The 17,566-nt window shown below is 63.2% G+C and carries 12 protein-coding genes and 1 pseudogene; 7 read left to right on the top strand and 6 right to left on the bottom strand.

Going from position 1 to position 17,566, the window contains the following annotated elements:
- Positions 1–430: 430 nt before the first annotated feature.
- Positions 431–586, top strand: a pseudogene (locus HMI57_RS18150) (ATP-dependent DNA ligase); the annotation flags it as partial.
- 82 nt (positions 587–668) lie between these two features.
- On the opposite strand, the gene HMI57_RS18155 reads toward HMI57_RS18150, so the two are convergent.
- The 4 genes from HMI57_RS18155 to HMI57_RS18170 are packed head-to-tail and all read right to left on the bottom strand — an operon-like array spanning position 669 to position 7,142.
- The gene (locus tag HMI57_RS18155) at positions 669–869 is read right to left on the bottom strand and encodes a helix-turn-helix transcriptional regulator (protein WP_171587402.1); all 201 of its coding nucleotides are present in this window, start codon (positions 867–869) and stop codon (positions 669–671) included.
- A 2-nt stretch (positions 870–871) separates the two neighbouring features.
- Positions 872–3,985 (bottom strand): DEAD/DEAH box helicase family protein, encoded by a 3,114-nt coding sequence (locus tag HMI57_RS18160; RefSeq protein WP_171587403.1) that lies wholly within the window; start codon positions 3,983–3,985, stop codon positions 872–874.
- A complete protein-coding gene (locus HMI57_RS19655) occupies positions 3,982–5,199 on the bottom strand; it encodes a restriction endonuclease subunit S (protein ID WP_216607698.1) in 1,218 nt (405 codons plus the stop codon). The genes HMI57_RS18160 and HMI57_RS19655 overlap by 4 nt, the downstream gene beginning before the upstream one ends.
- The gene (locus HMI57_RS18170) at positions 5,196–7,142 is read right to left on the bottom strand and encodes a type I restriction-modification system subunit M (RefSeq protein WP_171587404.1); all 1,947 of its coding nucleotides are present in this window, start codon (positions 7,140–7,142) and stop codon (positions 5,196–5,198) included. The genes HMI57_RS19655 and HMI57_RS18170 overlap by 4 nt, the downstream gene beginning before the upstream one ends.
- A gap of 1,386 nt (positions 7,143–8,528) precedes the next feature.
- On the opposite strand from HMI57_RS18170, the gene HMI57_RS18175 reads away from it, so the two are divergent.
- The 6 genes from HMI57_RS18175 (at position 8,529) to HMI57_RS18195 (ending at position 15,252) form a co-directional block, all read left to right on the top strand.
- Positions 8,529–9,179: a hypothetical protein gene (locus HMI57_RS18175; protein ID WP_171587405.1), complete on the top strand. Its 651-nt coding sequence runs from the start codon at positions 8,529–8,531 to the stop codon at positions 9,177–9,179.
- A gap of 20 nt (positions 9,180–9,199) precedes the next feature.
- Positions 9,200–10,291 (top strand): XRE family transcriptional regulator, encoded by a 1,092-nt coding sequence (locus HMI57_RS18180; protein ID WP_171587406.1) that lies wholly within the window; start codon positions 9,200–9,202, stop codon positions 10,289–10,291.
- Positions 10,288–11,115, top strand: coding sequence for a Hachiman antiphage defense system protein HamA (locus HMI57_RS18185; protein ID WP_171587407.1), 828 nt, complete (start codon positions 10,288–10,290; stop codon positions 11,113–11,115). Before HMI57_RS18180 ends, HMI57_RS18185 begins: the two co-directional genes overlap by 4 nt.
- Positions 11,112–12,155: a hypothetical protein gene (locus HMI57_RS19315; protein WP_228721215.1), complete on the top strand. Its 1,044-nt coding sequence runs from the start codon at positions 11,112–11,114 to the stop codon at positions 12,153–12,155. Before HMI57_RS18185 ends, HMI57_RS19315 begins: the two co-directional genes overlap by 4 nt.
- A 250-nt stretch (positions 12,156–12,405) precedes the next feature.
- Positions 12,406–14,742 carry a helicase-related protein gene (locus tag HMI57_RS18190; protein ID WP_228721216.1) on the top strand — a complete coding sequence of 779 codons (2,337 nt, stop codon included), beginning with the start codon at positions 12,406–12,408 and terminating at the stop codon, positions 14,740–14,742.
- 339 nt (positions 14,743–15,081) lie between these two features.
- Positions 15,082–15,252, top strand: a complete 171-nt coding sequence (locus tag HMI57_RS18195) for a hypothetical protein (RefSeq protein WP_171587409.1) — start codon at positions 15,082–15,084, stop codon at positions 15,250–15,252.
- Here the strand turns inward: HMI57_RS18195 and HMI57_RS18200 are convergent.
- Together HMI57_RS18200 and HMI57_RS18205 are read right to left on the bottom strand one after the other, a co-directional pair.
- Positions 15,236–15,604 (bottom strand): 3'-5' exonuclease, encoded by a 369-nt coding sequence (locus HMI57_RS18200; RefSeq protein ID WP_216607699.1) that lies wholly within the window; start codon positions 15,602–15,604, stop codon positions 15,236–15,238. The two genes, HMI57_RS18195 and HMI57_RS18200, sit on opposite strands and share 17 nt — an antisense overlap.
- A 953-nt stretch (positions 15,605–16,557) precedes the next feature.
- On the bottom strand, positions 16,558–17,430 hold the full coding sequence (locus tag HMI57_RS18205; RefSeq protein ID WP_171587410.1) for a hypothetical protein: 873 nt from the start codon (positions 17,428–17,430) through the stop codon (positions 16,558–16,560).
- Positions 17,431–17,566 lie beyond the last annotated feature (136 nt).

Consider the following 17,566-nt stretch of genomic DNA (forward strand, 5'->3'; position numbering starts at 1 on the left):
ATCCGCCGGCACGAACCAGCGGCCCTCACCGGCCACCGTGAAAAATCGGGGCTAAAGCGCTAAATAGGCAGAGTCCTTCTGCCTGCCGAACTCCTCCGCTCGCCATAGCGCCGTCTGAGAGCAGCGGGATTCCGGGCTTCCAAGATTCCTGTTTGACGCGCTCGAAGGATTGCCCGCTACACCGCCGAACGCCAGTTCAGCGTGGCACAGACGTAGCGCGGGTGACTCGGTCCCAAGTGCATGGATCCCATGCCGAGCACTGCCCATCAGGACTTTGATCTTCGAGGATGTTTCGGGCGAGGGGTCCGGCCTATGCTGAGGCATGCCAGATGCCGTGGAGGAGATTCCACCGGGGCTTCTTCCGCCCGTGCAAGTTGCGTTGGCGAAGTCCGTTAAATTGTTGCCGGCGGAAGACGCGTTGCTTGGGACGATGTGTTTTGAGCCTAAGTGGGATGGTTACCGTCTCTGTGTTTTCAGGGGCAACCGGACGTCTCTTTGGTCACGTCAGGGCAGGGAGCTGACCCGGTATTTCCCTGAATTGTCCGCTGCCGCGGATGCCATGATTCCGGCCGGCTGCATCGTGGACGGCGAGGCTGTGGTGTGGTCGGAGGGGCGGTTGGACTTCGAGGCCCTGCAGCAGCGGCTCTCGGCAGGCTGCTTTGCCGGCTTCATCTCAGCTCCAACTTCAGGCCCAGCGCCTGCGCGACCTTCGCGATGGTCGCGGTCGTCACGTCGTGGTTCGCCTCGACGCGCGCTATGGTCGGGCGCGACAGCCCGGACTTCTCCCCAAGCTCCGCCTGCGACCACCCCTGCTTCTTCCGGGCCTCGCGGATGACGTCGCCGAAGCCGTGCTGCTCCGCCTCGCCCATGCTTATTCCCCTATCGGGTCAGAGCCCGCGTCCGCGTCGGGGCGGTGCTGGGCATGGAGCGCGTCCGCGGCGATGTCGGCGATCTGACCAATGAAGGCCGGATCCGTCATGTACGACTGAATCTCCTTCGACTCGTTCACTGTCTTCAGCACCGCGAGCCCGACGGCACCGCTGAAGCCCTCGGACGCCTTGAGCTGGGAGACCGTATTGTTCTTCGCCATCGCCACGGCCTCCTCGTTGGCGTCAAGGAAACCCCAGAAGGTCGTGATGAACCCGGAGACGCTCTCGGGGCTCACCTCGATGCCCTTGGCCTTGAACATCTGGTTGACCTTGTCGATTGCCTCGTCGAGGGGGCCCTTCTTCGGCGTGGCGCTGCCGCCGTACTCGCCGTCGAAGATCGGGAGCTTGATGCCATCCTGGCTGCCTTCGCTGAGCGAGTGGTCCTCCTCGATAGCGGACGGGACGAGCTTGACGCCGGAGAGCTGCACGCCCTCGAGGAAGCTGTCGTCGCGGTCGTCGCCGTCAGCGTGAAGGTTTCGGCCCAGCAGGGTCGCGAGGATGGCGCGGCGGTGCAGCTCCGGGTCCTGGTAATCGACGATCTGGCTGAGGAACTGCCAGGCGTTGCGGTAGCCGAGCACGTCGGCGCGGAACGACTGCAGCGCCTCCTTCTGTTTCTTGTCCTTCGACAGCACTGCCTGACGCCACTGTCCGGTCCAGCGGTTCTTGATCGGGGACAGGGCCTTGGCAATGGCCTCGCCGCCGGCATTCTGGAGGAACGCGTCGGCGACGACCTCCATCTCCTCGTGGGTGTAGAGCCCTGCCGTGTCGAGCCGCTCGCCGAGTGTGATCAATGCGTTCGGGTCCACGTCACCGTCGACGTGCGCGTCGGAGTAGTAGAGCTTGAAGTCGGCTTGGACGCTCGCCGGGGTGTTTCGGAAGTCGACGACCATCGGCGCGGTCTTGCCAGGATAGATCCGGTTCAGCCGCGAGAGTGTCTGCACGGTCGCGACGCCCGAGAGCTTCTTGTCGACGTACATGCCCATCAGGCGCGGCTCGTCGAAGCCAGTCTGGAACTTGTTCGCGACGATGAGGACGCGGTAGACGCCCTGCTCGCGGAATGCCCTGCCGACGTCGCTGACGCCGTTCACCGAGACCTCTGTAACGCTTTCGCCGTCCTCGTCGGTGAGCGAGCCCGAGAACGCGGCGAGCGTGTGAAGGTCGTACCCCTTCTCGGCGATGTAGGCGTCCATCTTCCGTGACCAGCTCAGCGCTTCCATACGTGAGCTGGTCACGACCATGGCGCGCGCCTGGCCGCCGAGGAGCGGTTGCACGTTCCGTCGGAAATGCTCGACCACGACCCGGACCTTCTGTGCGATCGCCGTTGGGTGGAGTCTCGCGTAACGGACGATGCTCGAGACCGCCTCGCCGGTATTCACCTGAATCTCGCTCTCCGACTCCTCCCCCTCGAGGGTGTTCTTCACCCGGAGGAACATGTCATAGGTCGAGTAGTTGGTGAGGACGTCGAGGATGAAGCATTCCTCGATCGCCTGCGCCATCGTGTACGTGTCGAAGGCCTCCCAGCGCTCTCCAACCTGGGTACCGAACAGACGCAGGGTCTTCCCCTTCGGCGTCGCGGTCAGAGCGACGAAGGTGATGTTGGCCGAGGCCGCGATGGCAGAATCCTTCGCCGCCATGAGATCGTCGGCACTGATCTCCTCGTCGGGGTCGAGGTCGACATCGACGAGGAGCTCCTTGAGCTGATTGGCCGCGGAGCCCGACTGGGACGAGTGCGCCTCGTCGGCGACGACGGCCCAGCGCCGGCCCCGCAGCTCCTCGGTGTCCTCGATGAGCTTCATGACCTCAGGGAAGGTCTGCAGGGTGCAAGTGATGATGTGGTCGCCCTCGATGAGAGCCTTCTTGAGCTGCGGAGACTTCGCCCCGGACTTCTCGCCCACGGCGACGACGAGGCCCGTGCTCGACTGCACCAGGTTCATGTCGTCGCGGATGTTCTCGTCGAGGACGGTGCGGTCGGTGACGACGATGACCGAGTCGAACGTCGACTTAGAGTCGGCGCTCATGTGGCGGATCAGGCGGTGGCTGAGCCAGGCGATCGTCTTCGTTTTGCCCGATCCGGCCGAGTGCCAGATCAGGTAGCGCTTGCCCGGGCCGTTCGCCTCAACGTCGGCGACCACGCGCTCGACGGCCCGCAGTTGGTGGAACCGCGGGAAGACTAGCCTGCCATCACCCTTCTTCCCGGACTTGTCAGGCTCGAAGAGCGCGAAGTCCTTGAGGATGCGCATGAAGGTGGGACGAGCAAGAATTTCGCGCCACAGGTAGTTGGTCGATGACCCCGTGCCCGAGGGAGGGTTGCCCTCGTGTCCGTCGTTGCCCTGGTTGAAGGGCAGGAAGACGGTGTCCCCGCCCTCCAGCTTGGTCGTCATGTAGACGAGGTCGTTGGAGACCGCGAAGTGGACCAGCGCACGGCCGGGAGCGAGGAGCGGGCGGCTCCTGCCGGGCTTGCGGCCTTCCTTGTATTGGCGGATCGCGTGGTTGACGGTCTGCGTGTTGTCGGTCTTGAGCTCAAGCGTGACGACCGGCAAGCCGTTGGTGAGGAGCACGACGTCAATGCTCTCGTTGGTCTTCGTGTCGAAGCGCACCTGGCGAAGGATGCGCAGCCGGACCGAGTCTGCCGCCTCGACGACCTCGATCAAGTTCGGGTTCGCTGGCGGGAAGGCCATCATCGGCCCGAACTTCGCGGCGGGGCGGCCAATCTGGGCGTAAGAGAAGCCCTTTCGCAGCACACCTAGCAGGCCGCCGACCGGGTGCCCTGTCGTCGGGTCCATGCGCGTCGTCTTGGCGAGCTCCTTGGTGATGTGCTCAAGGAGCTTCCGCTCAGCGGCGACCTTCTGCTCGCCGACCAGGTCCTCGGGCACGGCCTTCTCGAATTCGTCAGGGTATTGAGCACCCAGCCAGTGCAGAACGTCGGCCGGCACCATAGCGAGGCCTACGTCCCAGCCGGTCGGCTTCCCGTCGTCCTCGTACAGCCAACCGCGCTCGGCCAGCTCGGAGCAGAGGTTGCTCTCGAATTCGAACTCCATCAACTGCGCGTGGCTCATGCGATTTCCTTCTTGCCGGTGACGACGTCGAGCAGGAACGCAGATGAGCGCTCCACGAGGAGATCACGAAGGCTGGCGATCTTCGCCAGCATCCCGTCGATGCGACCGGTGACCTCGTCGAGATGGTCCGCGATGCGCTTCTGCTCATCCAGGGGAGGCAGCGGCAGGGGCATCAGGTCGAGCGCGGTCTTCGTGACCCGCTGGGCGTTCGGGCGGACGCCTGTGCCGATGGCTCCGAAGTAGTCGACGTAGCGGGGGCTCCGAAGCAGATGGTGCACATAGCGCGGGTGGAACCGCGGCGAGATCCAGAATGCCTTGTAATCAGGACTGATATATCCGGTGAGCGACGACACCCCCAACCCACCGTGGTTGAGCCACATCATGTTGGCTGCGAGTTGACCGGGCCGTACGACCCGGTAATTCGCTACGTCCAGGGACGCCTGTTGGCCGTCCGTCCGCGTGTTCAGTTCGACTCCCCGGTACTCCGAGATTGAGAGAAGAGGTCCTGGCGGGTCGTCGCCGATCCGCTCGGTACTCTCGGTGAATTCGTAGCCGAACTTCGTGCGGTCCCAGTGCTCGGGTATTCCTGACAGGGGGGACTGCGCATCGTCACCTCGGCGCGAGTCGTCCTCGGAGAGACCGAACAGCGCGGCAGTGTCGATTGCCCGTGCGCGCAGCGCGTCGGTCAGCTCATCGAGCTTCGCGACCATGGCGTCGACCTCGTCGAGCCGGGCCGCGAGCTCGCGTTGGACTTCCAGCGGCGGCAACGGGACGCGAATGCGCGACATGCGGGTGAAGTTGGTGGACCACAGATCGTCAACGATCCCAGTGCCCCAACGGAAGAACTCGTCCTGGAACGCCATGCTGCGAAACAGGTGGTGGCCGTACTCCGGGATCAGCAGACCTGGCCTGGGCGTCATGACGGAGTAGACGACGGAGACACTTCCGCCCTGCCGGGCCAGCCCAGAAGCTCCGCGCCGGTCGGATCGCGAATTGATGACCAGGTCCCCGGCGCGCACAAGCTTCCGGTCGCCTTCGGTCTGCGACTTGGCGACGCCGGCGAGCTGAGGCGTCACGCCCAGTTTCCCTACCGACAGCGCGGGAAACTCCGTCTCACCGACCTTCTCGTTCCGCTCGAAGACGATAGATCCGATCGGAGCCATGACGAAGGCGGAGCTCTCGAGCAGCGATTTGTGGACCGCCTGCTCGGTCACTGATCGCTCACCAGCTTGAACATGTCGGCGAGCTCGCCCATGAGCCCCTGCACCTCGTAGTCGATCTCGTCGAGCGGTCGCGGTGCCCTCGGCGTGTAGAAGATTCTCGTGAACGGGATCTCGTTGCCGTACTTCGCCTTGCTCTCGTCCCACTGGGCGTCAGGAGAGAACGGGGCCACCTCGCGTGCCATGTGGTCTGCCAGGTCGTCGCTGAGCGGCACGCGCTCTGTCATCTTCCACCCGCTCGCGATGACCGGATTGCCCTTCCGATCGACTGCCGGCGGCGCTGATTCGTCCGGAGCGGCCATTGATTTCATCACGGCGTCCACCAGACCGAGCGGAGCCTTCAGCCCAGCTGCTTTCGCTGCCAGCGGGAAGGTCTTGGGCAGCTCATTCCAGCTCGTGCCGTCGAGCGACTCGAGCACGGCCACATGCTCGTCCGTGAAGTTCTTCCGTTCACGGAGCACCTCGACGCCCTCGCCACTGAAACGGGCTGCGAGGCGCGCCTGCTTGTAGACAGGGACGTCCCGGAACCTGAAGTCGTCCGGCGTCATCACACGAGAGATCTCAGGGTCCGCAAGGTCGAAGGCTTTGTACGCCTCAAGCACCGGGTCCCGGTCTGCCGAGCTCATCTCTCGGCGCTTCTCGCCCATGGGTCTGCGCAGCAGGGTCCATTGGTCTGATCCGTCGACGAGCTGGATCTTGCCCTTGCGCTCCGGGTCCTTGTTCGTGTCGAGGATCCAGACGTAGGTCGGGATACCGGTCCCGTAGAACATGCTCGGCGGCAGGGCGATAATGGCGTCGATCAGGTCCTCGTCGAGGAGCCACTCACGAATGGCCGTCGGTCCCTTGTCGCCGTTGAAGAGCGGGGCCGCGTTGGAGACGATCGCGGCGCGCCCGCCCTGCCCGTTCTTACCTGCCGGGCTGAGCTTCGACGCACAATGCGCAAGGAACAGCATCTGCCCGTCGCTGATGCTCGGAAGACCGCGGCTGAAGCGAGAACCGGGAGTCTTCGCCTGGTTCCGCACGGCCTTCTCCTCGACCTCCCAGTCGATGCCGAACGGGGGGTTGGAAAGCACGTAGTCGAAGGTCTGCCCTTCGTAGAAGTCCTCGACGAGGGTGTTTCCCTGCTTGATAGCGTCCGGACGGCCGCCCTGGATCAGCAGGTCCGCCTTGCCGAGGGCGAACGCGGATGGCATGAGCTCCTGGCCATATAGCGTGACGTCAATAGTCGCGTTCATGCGCCGCAGCGCTTCTTGGGCGATGAGCAGCATGCCGCCGGAGCCGGCCGTCGGGTCGTAGATCGAACGCGCCGTGCTCTCCCCAGCGAGGGTGTCGTCGTCATTCGCGATCAGGACGTCGACCATGAGCTTGATGGCGTCACGCGGAGTGTAGAAGTTGCCCGCCGCCTTGCCCTTCTTGTTGAAGGCCCGATACATGACGTCCTCGAAGACGTCGCCCATACCAGTGTTGCTGAGGCTGCTCGGGCTGAGGTCGAGCGTGGAGAAGTGCTTGACGACGGCGTGCAAGCGGTTGGCGTCGGCGAGGACCTTCGCGCGCCGGTTGAAGTCGAACGACACCCAGATGTCGGCGATGTTGTTCGAGAAGCTGTCGATGTAACTCTTGAGCGACTTGTCCACGTTGTCGTCGACCGACGCGATGGTCCCCAGATCGAGCGGCGACACGTTGTAGAAACCCAGGCCAAACTTGTCCTTGACCGCGATATCGATCAGGTGCTGGGGCATACCGGCGAACGCATCAACGTACTTGACCACCTCGTCCTTGGTGTCGGCCAGCATGCACTCCAGCCGGCGGAGCACCGTGAACGGCAGGATGTAGTCGCCGTAGTCCTCCTCGTCGACGATGTTGCGGAGATACTTGTCTGCGGTGTCCCAGACGATCCGCGCCGTCGTCTTCCTGGATGCCTCTGCCGACTCGGCCATGCGTGCTCGTTCCTGCTCGTCGCTTGTAGGGGCTGTATCAGGAACTTTACATGGAAACGTGTATCAGTAACGTGACATTTCGCCTCGTGTCCGAGGCAAACCGACCTTGGCGGCTACGCGCCGGACCGGCGACGGCAGAGGGGCGTCACCGATGCCAACGGCTTGATCAGGCTCGGATCTCCCAGAACTCTCGGTCAGAGGCGAGCGAGCAACGGTCTCAGCCCTCCCGCAGCCGAGCGACCTCCGCCTCCAGTTCGCATACCCTGGCTTCCAGCTCAGCCTCCGTCGGCTTTGCAACCGCTTCGCCTTCGTGGCCGGAGTCCCTGCACGCCTCGAGCGGGGCGGTTCCTCCTCCAGCCCGACGGCCTCGCCGTCGATGATCGTCGCCGGGTCCAATCCACACTCGGGGCAGGACGTCGATCCCGCGAAAGCAGCGTGCAGCGTCTTATGCGTGTAGTGGGCCGTCCGCTCGATGACGTGACCGCAGTAGAGCCGGAGCTTCCACCGCATCAGCTCATTAGGAGGCGTCGGGCGTCCGAGCAGGCGAGCGATCGTTTCCCTCTGCGAAGGTGACATCGGCGGCGGCGGGCAGCACTTGCCGCAGTGGGTAGTCAGCGAACCTGAGACCGAGTGCCTCATCGCGTTGCAGTCGGCGTGGTGCTGCTTGAACAGCGCATGCTCGGCCTCGTAGCGGGCACGCTCCTCTTCAGTAAAGCGCATTGTCCCCTTGGACTCCCAAGGCTCCTCGTCCCGGTACGGACGCCCGCAACCAGGGCAGGGGCCTCCGGCGGCGTACTGCTCCCACGTCAGCGACGGGATCTCGCATGTCACCGCATCGCGGTTCCGCTCGCGCTCCTTCTGCGATCTCTCGGCCTTCCTGGTCAGCTCGAAGGGCGCGTCCAGGTCCCCTCCTTGCTATCCGGGATCAATCCGCGTCAGCTCCAGCTCAGCGACGTCGTTCGGGTTCGGCAACAATCGACCCATCCGTATCGGAGCCGCCGAGATCGCCAGCTCATTGGCCAACCGCCTCATCGCAGGCCTCGGACGTTGACACCGCAGGGTGCACTTGCGATCTCGCGAGCCTCAGCGCCCAATGGAAAGTACACCCCGGGTTGCAACGACCAGTCTACTCGTTCGTCCCACCCCATCAGGACAAGCTCACCTCATCGCTGATCCGGTGGCCACCAGGCGGGTCCGATTTACGATGGGCGTGCGGATACCTAACCTAGAGCATTCGCCGAGGGATGACGCAACCCTCGCCTCAGGCAGACTGTTGCGCGCACCAGCTATCACGAGATGCAACACGCAGCGATCGGGTTGACGATTTCTGACCTCGCATGAGGTATGGTTTCGCTAAGTAGCCTTCCGTCGTTAGGAACCTGAGCCATGACCGTAGTTGCGATCGACCACATCGCCGAGGGCCGCCTCCAGCAGCTCGGACTCAGTGCAAACCTGCTTGTGCGGGCACTGCTACGCGCCGATGCCGAGGCCAAGATGACCAGCGGTCTCGAGCCGCCGACGGCTGAGGGCACGACCCGGTACGCCAAGACCGTCCGCTACGTCCGCGAGGAACTCGTTCTCCTGGACTGGAGGTTCGACAACTACAAGAACTTCTGCCGGACTATCCACCCGAGCGGCGCCTTTTCGATTGTGACCAGCTCTGGAGACGAGTTCACCGGCGTCGAAGTCCCGGGGATGAAGCCCTCGACCAAGTACCCTAAGGGCGACCTCACTGCACTGGCGGTCATGCAGAACGCCGACCAGGGAGTGCTCGACCTCGGCGCACACTACGCGGTCAACACGGTTGATCTGGCGGACCTCGAGAACATCTGGTTCCTCCTCCAGCGGGTGACCGACCAAACCATCTACGCCGAACTGTCGCTGCCCACGGCAATCGAGAACGGGGGCATCGTCGACTGGGAGGAGCGAATCCTCCTCCCGCAAATCTCGCGCCAGGACCCGCCTGCGACCGTGACGATCGCGGAGCCCCCGTTCGGCAACGGCGACGCGTACAACGTCGAAGTCGCGCTCCGCTAGCCGAGCAGACGACAGAAACCATGCTGAACCCAACGCGGCTGGTGGCTGCCCGAAAGCGCCGCGGCTGGACACTGACGAAACTGGCCACCGAGACTGGCCTGAGCCGAGTGAGTCTTTCGGCCTATGAAAATCAACACCAGGACCCAGCCCCACAGACCCTGGCGAACCTGGCCGGAGTCCTTGGGGTCTCGGAGGCGTTCCTTACCGCCGACGATCTCGACGAGATCCCGCTCGAGTCAGTCAGCTTTCGAGCCCTGAGCAAGATGACGGCACGCACCCGTGACCGCGGACTGAGCTCCGGACGCATCGCCATCCTCATAAACGAGTGGATCGAGGAGAGGTTCGCGCTCCCAGACCCCGACGTCCCTTCCTTGACCGGGCGCGACCCCGAACTGGCCGCGCAGGAGGTCCGGGCACGCTGGGGTCTGGGTGAGCAACCCATCGGCAACACGGTTCACCTTCTCGAGGCCCACGGCATCCGAGTTTTCTCGCTGACTGACGACACGAAGGACCTAGACGCCTACTGCCTGAACTGGCACGGCCAACCGTTCATCCTGCTCAGCCGGGAGAAGTCGGGTGAGCGACGTCGGTTCAACGCGGCTCACGAGTTAGGGCACCTGGTCCTCCACGGTGAGGACAAGATCCCCAACGGACCCGACGCGGAGGCCGAGGCCAATCAGTTCGCCGCGGCGTTCCTGATGCCCAGGGCCGGCGTACTGGCGCAGGGACTCACGAACGCCTCAGTCCACCAGGTTCTCGAAGCCAAGAAGCGTTGGAGCGTCGCCGCGATGGCTATGGCGCATCGCGCGAACGAACTCGGGCTGATGACCGAGTGGGCATATCGGACTGTCTGCGTCGACCTGTCACGCCTTGGCTACCGCCGCTGTGAGCCGCACGGCATTCCCCACGAGTCCTCAATGCTGCTCACAAAGGTCATGCAGCAACTGCGCGACAATCAAAGCGGCTTGGCGACGATCGCAGCTGATTTGGGTCTGACCTCTGCCGAAGTTCAGGCCTACATGATGGGCCTGACGCCGCTTGTGGTCGGCGGCACGTCCGGCAGTCGCACCGCGGGCCGCGAGGGCCACCTGCGAGTAGTCGAGAACCGATGAAAGAACTGGGCCTTGACCTTGCCGAGGTAAGCACGTTCTTCATCGAGCAGCACGACGATCCGTTTGTACTGGTGAAGGTCGAAGCCAGCCGGACCGACGAGTGGACGCAGTTGCTCGGTGTACCGGCTCGCCGCTGTTACATAGCCGATGAGCGTCTCCAGGCCATCGTCGACGCGCAAGGTCATACGCATCAGGCCGTCGTCGAGAGCAAAGTTCCGTCCAAGGGGTCAGTCATGGCAGGTGACTATGGCGAAATCATGACAGCGCTTTACCTCGCCTCTCGTGCCCACCCCGAAGAGACCCTCGAGCCGAAGATGTGGAGTCTGAAGGCGGATCGGACCAAAGCGTCGCAGGGTTCCGACGTTGTCCAACTCCATCTGCCGGACTGGCCCGACGCCTCAATGTACGACAGAGTCATTTGCGCCGAGGTCAAGACCAAGTCCACCAATACCAAAGCGACCCCGATCGCGGACGCGCTGGCTGACTCCGCGAAGGACCGCGAAAGCAGGTTGGCAAAGACCCTTACCTGGATCCGCGAACGGGCCATTCTGGGCGACACCACCACCGTGACGGTTGATCACCTGAACCGCTTCATCAAGGTGGACGAGAACCCGCCTGCCAAATTTGAGTTTCGAGCAGTCGCCGTCATCAGCTCAGAACTTGTGGCCGACGCAACGTCAGCTGATGTGTTCGCCAACGTTGAGCTTCCATCCAGCGACATATGCACGTTGGTCGTCATCTCCGTGCCCGACCTCAAGAACAACTACCAGAAGCTGTTCGAGCAACTCCTGGGCCAGTCCGATGTGGATGTGGCCATTCCGTGAGACGAACCCTTCGCAACTGGATCGCTGACGCCGACACCCGCAAGAACGTTGAACTGTTCAAACTGCAGTCCCAGATCATGGGGCTCAGCTATCAGGACGGTCGGGGCTTTGACCTCTATCTCGCACTGGTTGGAGAGATGTTCGACCTGTTGCGGGATCCTCCCGAAGACACTCGCGATTGGGCAACGCTTGCCAATGCGTTTACCCAAGCTGGCGGACAGTTCGACGGGGCCGCGCGGCGCGACGCCTTCTTCATGGCCGCTGCGGCTTTCTACACGGGCGGGTTCTCCGCCTCCGCGTACGTCGCGATGCGCCAAGTTCCTTCCGATGGCTGGCCGACAGACGCCCACCGCGCGTGCTACGACTTCCTTGCGAGACTGTATCGACTGACCTCCGAGCGCGTCACGTCACTCGTCGGCGCGTTGGCCACAGGCGACCTCGACTCAATTGCGCAAGCCATGACCAGCGCAGCCGAAACGGCAACACGGGCACTTCAGATCGGCCCCGAGGAGTGGGTAGCTGAAAAGGTCTTCTCCTCCTTGGTCGACCGCTTCAGTCGCACCAATCTGCGTGCGGTGCTTCCCGACGGAGGAAGCCAACGTTGGGATCCGCTCATCGAGTCCCTCATCGGGCGGACTCGTCCGGTATGGGACTTCTTCCCCTCGCAGGTCACTGCAATCGAGGCCGGCCTACTCACAGGCACGGAGCCCTTTTCAATGCAGATGCCGACGGGGGCCGGCAAGACAGCACTCACCGAGACATTGCTGTTCGATCACCTGACGGACCGCCCAGACGAACTTTGCTGTTTTGCTCGTTCCCTACCGTGCCTTGGCGCGGGAGCTCCGCGGCTCCATCGGTTCACGGCTCACCCGAGTCGGACTGCCGACCCGCACCGTCTACGGCGGAACGGTTCCGACATACGACGAAGCTCAAGGGCTGGACGATCTACGAGCAATCATCGCGACACCCGAAGCCTTCACCGGCCTTCTCGGCAGTGCGCCAGAGCTTCTGTCGCGAATCTCCCTAGTCGTTTGCGATGAAGGCCACCTTCTCGACCAGCCGGGCCGCGGCGTCGGACTCGAGTTGCTGCTCGCACGATTCCGCGGTCGAGCCCCCAACCCACCGCGAACGGTATTTGTCTCCGCAATCGTCCCCAACATCGAAGAGATCAACGCTTGGCTAGGAGGGTCCGAACAATCCGTAGCGCGTAGCGATTTCCGGCCCGCCGAAGCTGAGTACGCCGTGCTCCGATCGCATGGAAGGGGCGCCAGCGCGAGAGCAGGGCTCGAGATGCAATCCGTCGACAGCTCCCTTGAGGCGCACACCCTTCCGGACTTCCTTAGCCCGGCAGACTTTCTCTTCGACAACCCCCCGACGCGTCGCGCCAACAATTACCCGCACGAGTCGTACAAGACTCAAGCAATTGCGGCGGCAAGGAAAGCGCTCGTCCTGGGAACGGTCGCAGTTTTCTCCACCATGAAGCGTGGTGACCAGGGTGTCATTGGCCTGGCAGAGGAGCTCCTGCGCCAGCTCGACCGAGACATCCCCCTGCCGCAGCCGATCGAGCACGTCGTAGACACGACCGGGATCGTCCAAGTCGGGGACTACCTAAGCCGCGAGTTTGGCGCAAACTGGGTCGGAACGCGTTGTCTAGAGGTTGGTGCCGTCATGCACCACGGTGATCTCCCACAGGAAACCAGGGAAGCTGTCGAGGAGCTCCTCGCGTCGGCCCAGGTGCGCATGGTCCTGTGCACCAGCACCCTCGCCGAGGGCGTCAACATGCCAATCCGCACTCTGGTTCTCTACACGATTCGGCGACAGAGTCGGACGGGTGCCGTACCGATGCTCGCCCGGGACATACGCAATTTGGTGGGACGAGCCGGGCGCGCAGGAAGCTCCACCAAGGGTTTGGTCATCCTGACGAATGACAGCCAGTGGGAAGACCTCCGACCGGTTGTGACAGGCGAACCTGGCGAAAGCGTCCACGGTTTTTTGCGGCAGATCGTCGAAGCGCTCCAGCGCGCAGTCGACGGCGGCACGAGCCTCAACAACACATTCCTCGAAGGCAACGCGGTACTCCACTCCATGACAGACGGAATCGACGCAACCCTCCTCGAGCTTCTCCACGAGGAGGTCGGAGCCGAAGAGTTCCACGAGATTGCCGCGGGCCTCGCCTCCCACACGTTCGCGTCTCAGCAGCTCGACCAACGAGCACAGACCCTCCTTGCCGACGTATTCGCGCTGCGAGCCGTGCGCCTGACCGAGCTTCGCGAGGCCAACCGGTTGGGATGGGTCCGCGAAACCGGCGCCCGTCCCCGCCTGGTCGACTCCATCGTCAGTGAGCTCGTGCCTCTGCTCGACAACTGGGACACGGTCGAGTCTCCACTCGACTCGAATCTCATCGACGCCTTCCTTAACTGGGCCTACCGTCAAGCTGACTTCCGCCGTGCGCTTGAGGACGGCTTCCCAACCAACGAGCAAGTCCCACCCCTCAACCTCCCCGCGCCCATAGAGGTCCGGGACCTGGTCATCCGGTGGATCGCAGGCGACTCCTTCGCGGAAATGGCAGCCGCAACAAATTGGGAAGTGGATGTCGTCCTGCGGATTTACGGGTCGGTCATTTCCTATTCGTTCGCAACCTTGGTAGAGCAGGCAGTGGCCGTCTTGCAGCGCTACCTGGCGGAATCTGGTGCGCCGATTGCCGAAGCTCTCGCGAACCTGCCGGAGTATCTGCGCCACGGCGTATCGACCGGGCCAGCGCGAACGTTGATGGCCGGCGGGATGCGGCACCGTCGTGCCGCCGTGTTGCTCGGCGGGCACGCGGCTATGGACCCAGCAGAAAACTTCATGCTTGAGCCGCGCGATATCGCCCGGAACATCATCACTGGTGAAGACGGCTGGCGCGAGGCGCTAGGGGACTTTGTATTCAACCGCACGCTCACGGATCTCGGTGCGGGCGCTGATCCGGAGGACGACGCACCCGGGCCGGCCGGCCCCGCTGGCCAGGGCCCAGGCGGCGGCCCGGAGTCAGGTCCGGAAGCAGACTCGGGCAGCACTGCCATGAACGTCGACGGCGGTCCTGATGAAACTGGGACCGCCGTTTCGCCCGCGCCAACCCCCGACGACCGCGCGAACGCTCTCGCCCCAGACGGTCGGCAGGCCGACCATCATGACTTGGTGGAGTCCGAAGCGCTCGGCTACGTGCGTGCACTTAGCGGCAGCTCGTTGCCTGCGGCAGACGCGGAATTTGTGCTCCGGGCCCTTCTTGACCTCATCGTGGATGAGGCGACGAGCCACGACATTCTGTCCAACGTGGGTGACACGATTGTTCAGTCAGTCCACGCGTCGCCGCCCGACCACCCGGTTGTCGAATACTGCACAGTTCACGAGACCGAATACGGGCTGACACTTGAAGAGGCCACGGTCGTCTTCGTCGCCGATCTCCGAGTGGGGATCGCTGCGAACTTGGCCGAGGTCCTTCGAGTCGCCACAGGCGGCGAGACCGCGGAGCGCGACGACGACTGGGGTGTCGTGAAGCTGAGCGTGACCCTGCGCGCTGTGATCCAGATTCGGGCGGAGTTTGAAACTGCTGAGGTGACCGATGCCACTGTCAGGCTGAACGGCTGAGGCGACTCGCCGGCCGTAGGTCATCGGGGATCTTACGTCCCCTGGGACCAGCCAAGCAACTGACCTCCGAAGAGGCGCCGGCCAGGCGCATCAATCTGGGCGGTTTGACGCTGCCCATGCTCCAGCGCGTTCCCTGGCCTCACTACGCGGGGCGCGACGGCCACCCGAACCAACCAAAGCTCGCAGGTGCGATTGCGATCCTCCGTGCCTCAGCAAGGAATGGAAAGTACACCCCGGTGTGTGGTCTCAGTTTAGCCGTTGGGGTGCGGGAGCGGCGCAGCAGCCGCGCCCGTCCTGTGTCCATGCTGGGGTGTCATAGATAGACGGATGAATCGAACTATGCCGCCTCTGACCGCATCTGCTGTCGAGCACGTGCGCAGCCTCATCGAAACCGCGACCTCGGTGCAGGCGTCCCGGCGACAGCGGGACATCGCGTTGGTCTGCGGCCACCTCGTGGTCCACTGGCAGCACGCGGGACTGCACATCGGGGCCGTCACCGAGCTGCGATAGAGGTCCAGTCAGTTGCATTGACCCACTTGACGATTCCGGCCGAGTCAAGGGGACTGGAGTCACGGAGGGGTGTCAGGAACTGGGACTCCTGTTTGGAGTAGGCGACCCCGGTCGATGCTGCGGGCACAGACTGCGCACGCATGACGATGGCGCCGTGGCGCGCGCGAGAGATCATGACGGAGAGTACTCGTGCCTCTTCAGCGATGGCTTCTGGCGTCTTGGCGCGAAAGTCGGGGATGCACCCCTCTTCAGCTCCGATGACGATGACCCAGTCGAACTGCTGTCCCTTGCCGACGTGACCAGTGAGGAGGTGGACGCCGGGCACCGTGATGAGGGTGTTGTTGTCCCCCACACGGATTCTCGACCTGATTTCGGCATTTCGGCCGGGTCGTTGCCTTCAGCGAGGAGGTCATGGCACCAGGTGAGGGCGCCTGCTAGCGCTTCGCCTCCTTCGATCGCAGCGACGGGGATATCCAATGCAGACCTCATAGCTGGCGACGCCGGGATTCTCCAGGGTAGGAACGTCAGATGTGGGGCTTGGTGTCACCGGCCACTGAATATGCGCTGTCGGGCCCTTTTCAACACGTGGTTATTGACCCCGCCACTCCCCCAGCCTGTCCAGTAACTCCTCTTGCCGCGGATCCAGCTCCCCTGCGGCACGCTTGAGCCGCTGGTTGTAGAGCCACCTTCGAAGACCCCGTTCATGTGGGCTCCCGAGTTGTTTCGGGAGGCGGCCCTGTTCGGCGACCAACCGGAACACCGCCGTGTAGCGCCTCTCCCAAGCAACGGCGCGGCCGTGTCTGGGCGGTCGGTACCTCGGTCGGTCGTGCAGCACCAAGCGCCGCCCGAAGATGGACGGATCGAGGACTTCACGTTGTCGGATGCTGTGCCGGACCATTTCGGCATTCACCCTACAGAGCCTAGCTACCTGGGCGAAGGTCAAGCCCCGCAGGTAGAACAGCAGCCACTCGTCTCCCGACCCGGCCGGCGGCCACTGGTCTTCAGCACCGGATTCCTTAGCCGTCATCGTCCTGCGGCTCGGGCAGCTTCTCCAGGTTCCTGGCCGCCTGCTCGTACATGCGCTGGATGTAGTCCTCCAATTTGGAACGCTCTACACGCCACTGCCCGCGGTTATCTTCAGTTCAATCTATGGTGTGAGGATCCTGAGAATCGAGTGGCCTCGCTGTCGATTCTCAGCATCCCTCGCTCGTGTGAGAAACGATGGTGGTCTCAACCAGCCAACGCACCGCCCGTGACCCGTTGTCACGTTCCCTTCGCGGCTAGGTGCTCGACGCGTATCGGCACCTATTTCTCCTGACTTGTTGCCAGTTCGGTAGCGTTTTCGACAGCGATTCGTCGGATCTCGGTGACCTTCTTGATTTCGGGTTCGAGTTCGCGCATGGCTGTGGTGAGGTATCGGTCGAAGATTTGGTCCAGCTGGTCGTGTAGCCCTATTTCGTCTCGGCAGGTGGCGTCAGTTACTGCGATCTTGATTTCGTTTTGCCCGCCTGAGGCTAGTGCGGCGTCTTTGGCTTCCTGCACGGTTTGGAATCCGTTGTATGCGGTCTCTGCCATGCAGGCTTTCCATTGATCCTGGATCTGATTGAGCTCGGGGTCAGATGCCACGGACCCGGTGGCTTGAGAGAACGAATTGAGAGCCACGACTGTGGCTAAGGCGTAGTTCTCCATGCTGCCGTAGATCGCTGTCGCAGCTTCGCCCCGGCACCCGCCTGTGGATGTTCCGTACCCTTTTGTGCCCTGCATATCTGCCGTCGATGGGTCACCGTTGAGGGCAACCTGGAATGCGGGGTCGGCAAAAAGCTGGCCCAAGGGTGAAGCAGGGTCTGGTTCGGAGCTGCTGGGGGACGCATAACCGTTGGCCTTGGCGCCTGCGATGTCGAGGCGCTCGAATCCCACATTGGCGTGAAGATCGACCTCCGCTGCGGCATCTTGAGGCGTGTAGTCGAATCCGGCCGCGGCCATGCAGTGGTGAATGTAGTCCCTCACGCCTTGCTCGGCTGCGGCATTGGGGGTTGCATAGTTTTCGGCATCGTTGATGATGCCAGGTACTGGTTCAGATGATGGGGCGACCGGGGTCATGGGGATCGCAGCTGCGGCGAGGGCGGTAACGCCGCCAGCTGCGAGGAGTGCGAGTCCGCCGATTTTTTTCTTGTTCATGATGGCTCCTTCGAGTCCAGCTATGTGACGAAATGTCGTATTGGGATTTATGGGTTGAGGCCGTTTTCGTAAGCGAAAGCGACTAGGGCGTGTCTGCTAAACATCCGGCTTGCCGTGTTTCAAGCTGGATAGATGC

It is taken from the genome of Arthrobacter sp. 260 (assembly GCF_013116745.1).
GTDB lineage: Bacteria > Actinomycetota > Actinomycetes > Actinomycetales > Micrococcaceae > Arthrobacter_D.

What these genes read in the sequence shown, in the direction of transcription:
- HMI57_RS18155 (WP_171587402.1), bottom strand. Translation starts at nt 869, where the DNA reads ATGGGCGAGGCGGAGCAGCACGGCTTCGGCGACGTCATCCGCGAGGCC.
- HMI57_RS18160 (WP_171587403.1), bottom strand. Translation starts at nt 3,985, where the DNA reads ATGAGCCACGCGCAGTTGATGGAGTTCGAATTCGAGAGCAACCTCTGC.
- HMI57_RS18170 (WP_171587404.1), bottom strand. Translation starts at nt 7,142, where the DNA reads ATGGCCGAGTCGGCAGAGGCATCCAGGAAGACGACGGCGCGGATCGTC.
- HMI57_RS18175 (WP_171587405.1), top strand. Translation starts at nt 8,529, where the DNA reads ATGACCGTAGTTGCGATCGACCACATCGCCGAGGGCCGCCTCCAGCAG.
- HMI57_RS18180 (WP_171587406.1), top strand. Translation starts at nt 9,200, where the DNA reads ATGCTGAACCCAACGCGGCTGGTGGCTGCCCGAAAGCGCCGCGGCTGG.
- HMI57_RS18185 (WP_171587407.1), top strand. Translation starts at nt 10,288, where the DNA reads ATGAAAGAACTGGGCCTTGACCTTGCCGAGGTAAGCACGTTCTTCATC.
- HMI57_RS18190 (WP_228721216.1), top strand. Translation starts at nt 12,406, where the DNA reads ATGCAATCCGTCGACAGCTCCCTTGAGGCGCACACCCTTCCGGACTTC.
- HMI57_RS18195 (WP_171587409.1), top strand. Translation starts at nt 15,082, where the DNA reads ATGCCGCCTCTGACCGCATCTGCTGTCGAGCACGTGCGCAGCCTCATC.
- HMI57_RS18205 (WP_171587410.1), bottom strand. Translation starts at nt 17,430, where the DNA reads ATGAACAAGAAAAAAATCGGCGGACTCGCACTCCTCGCAGCTGGCGGC.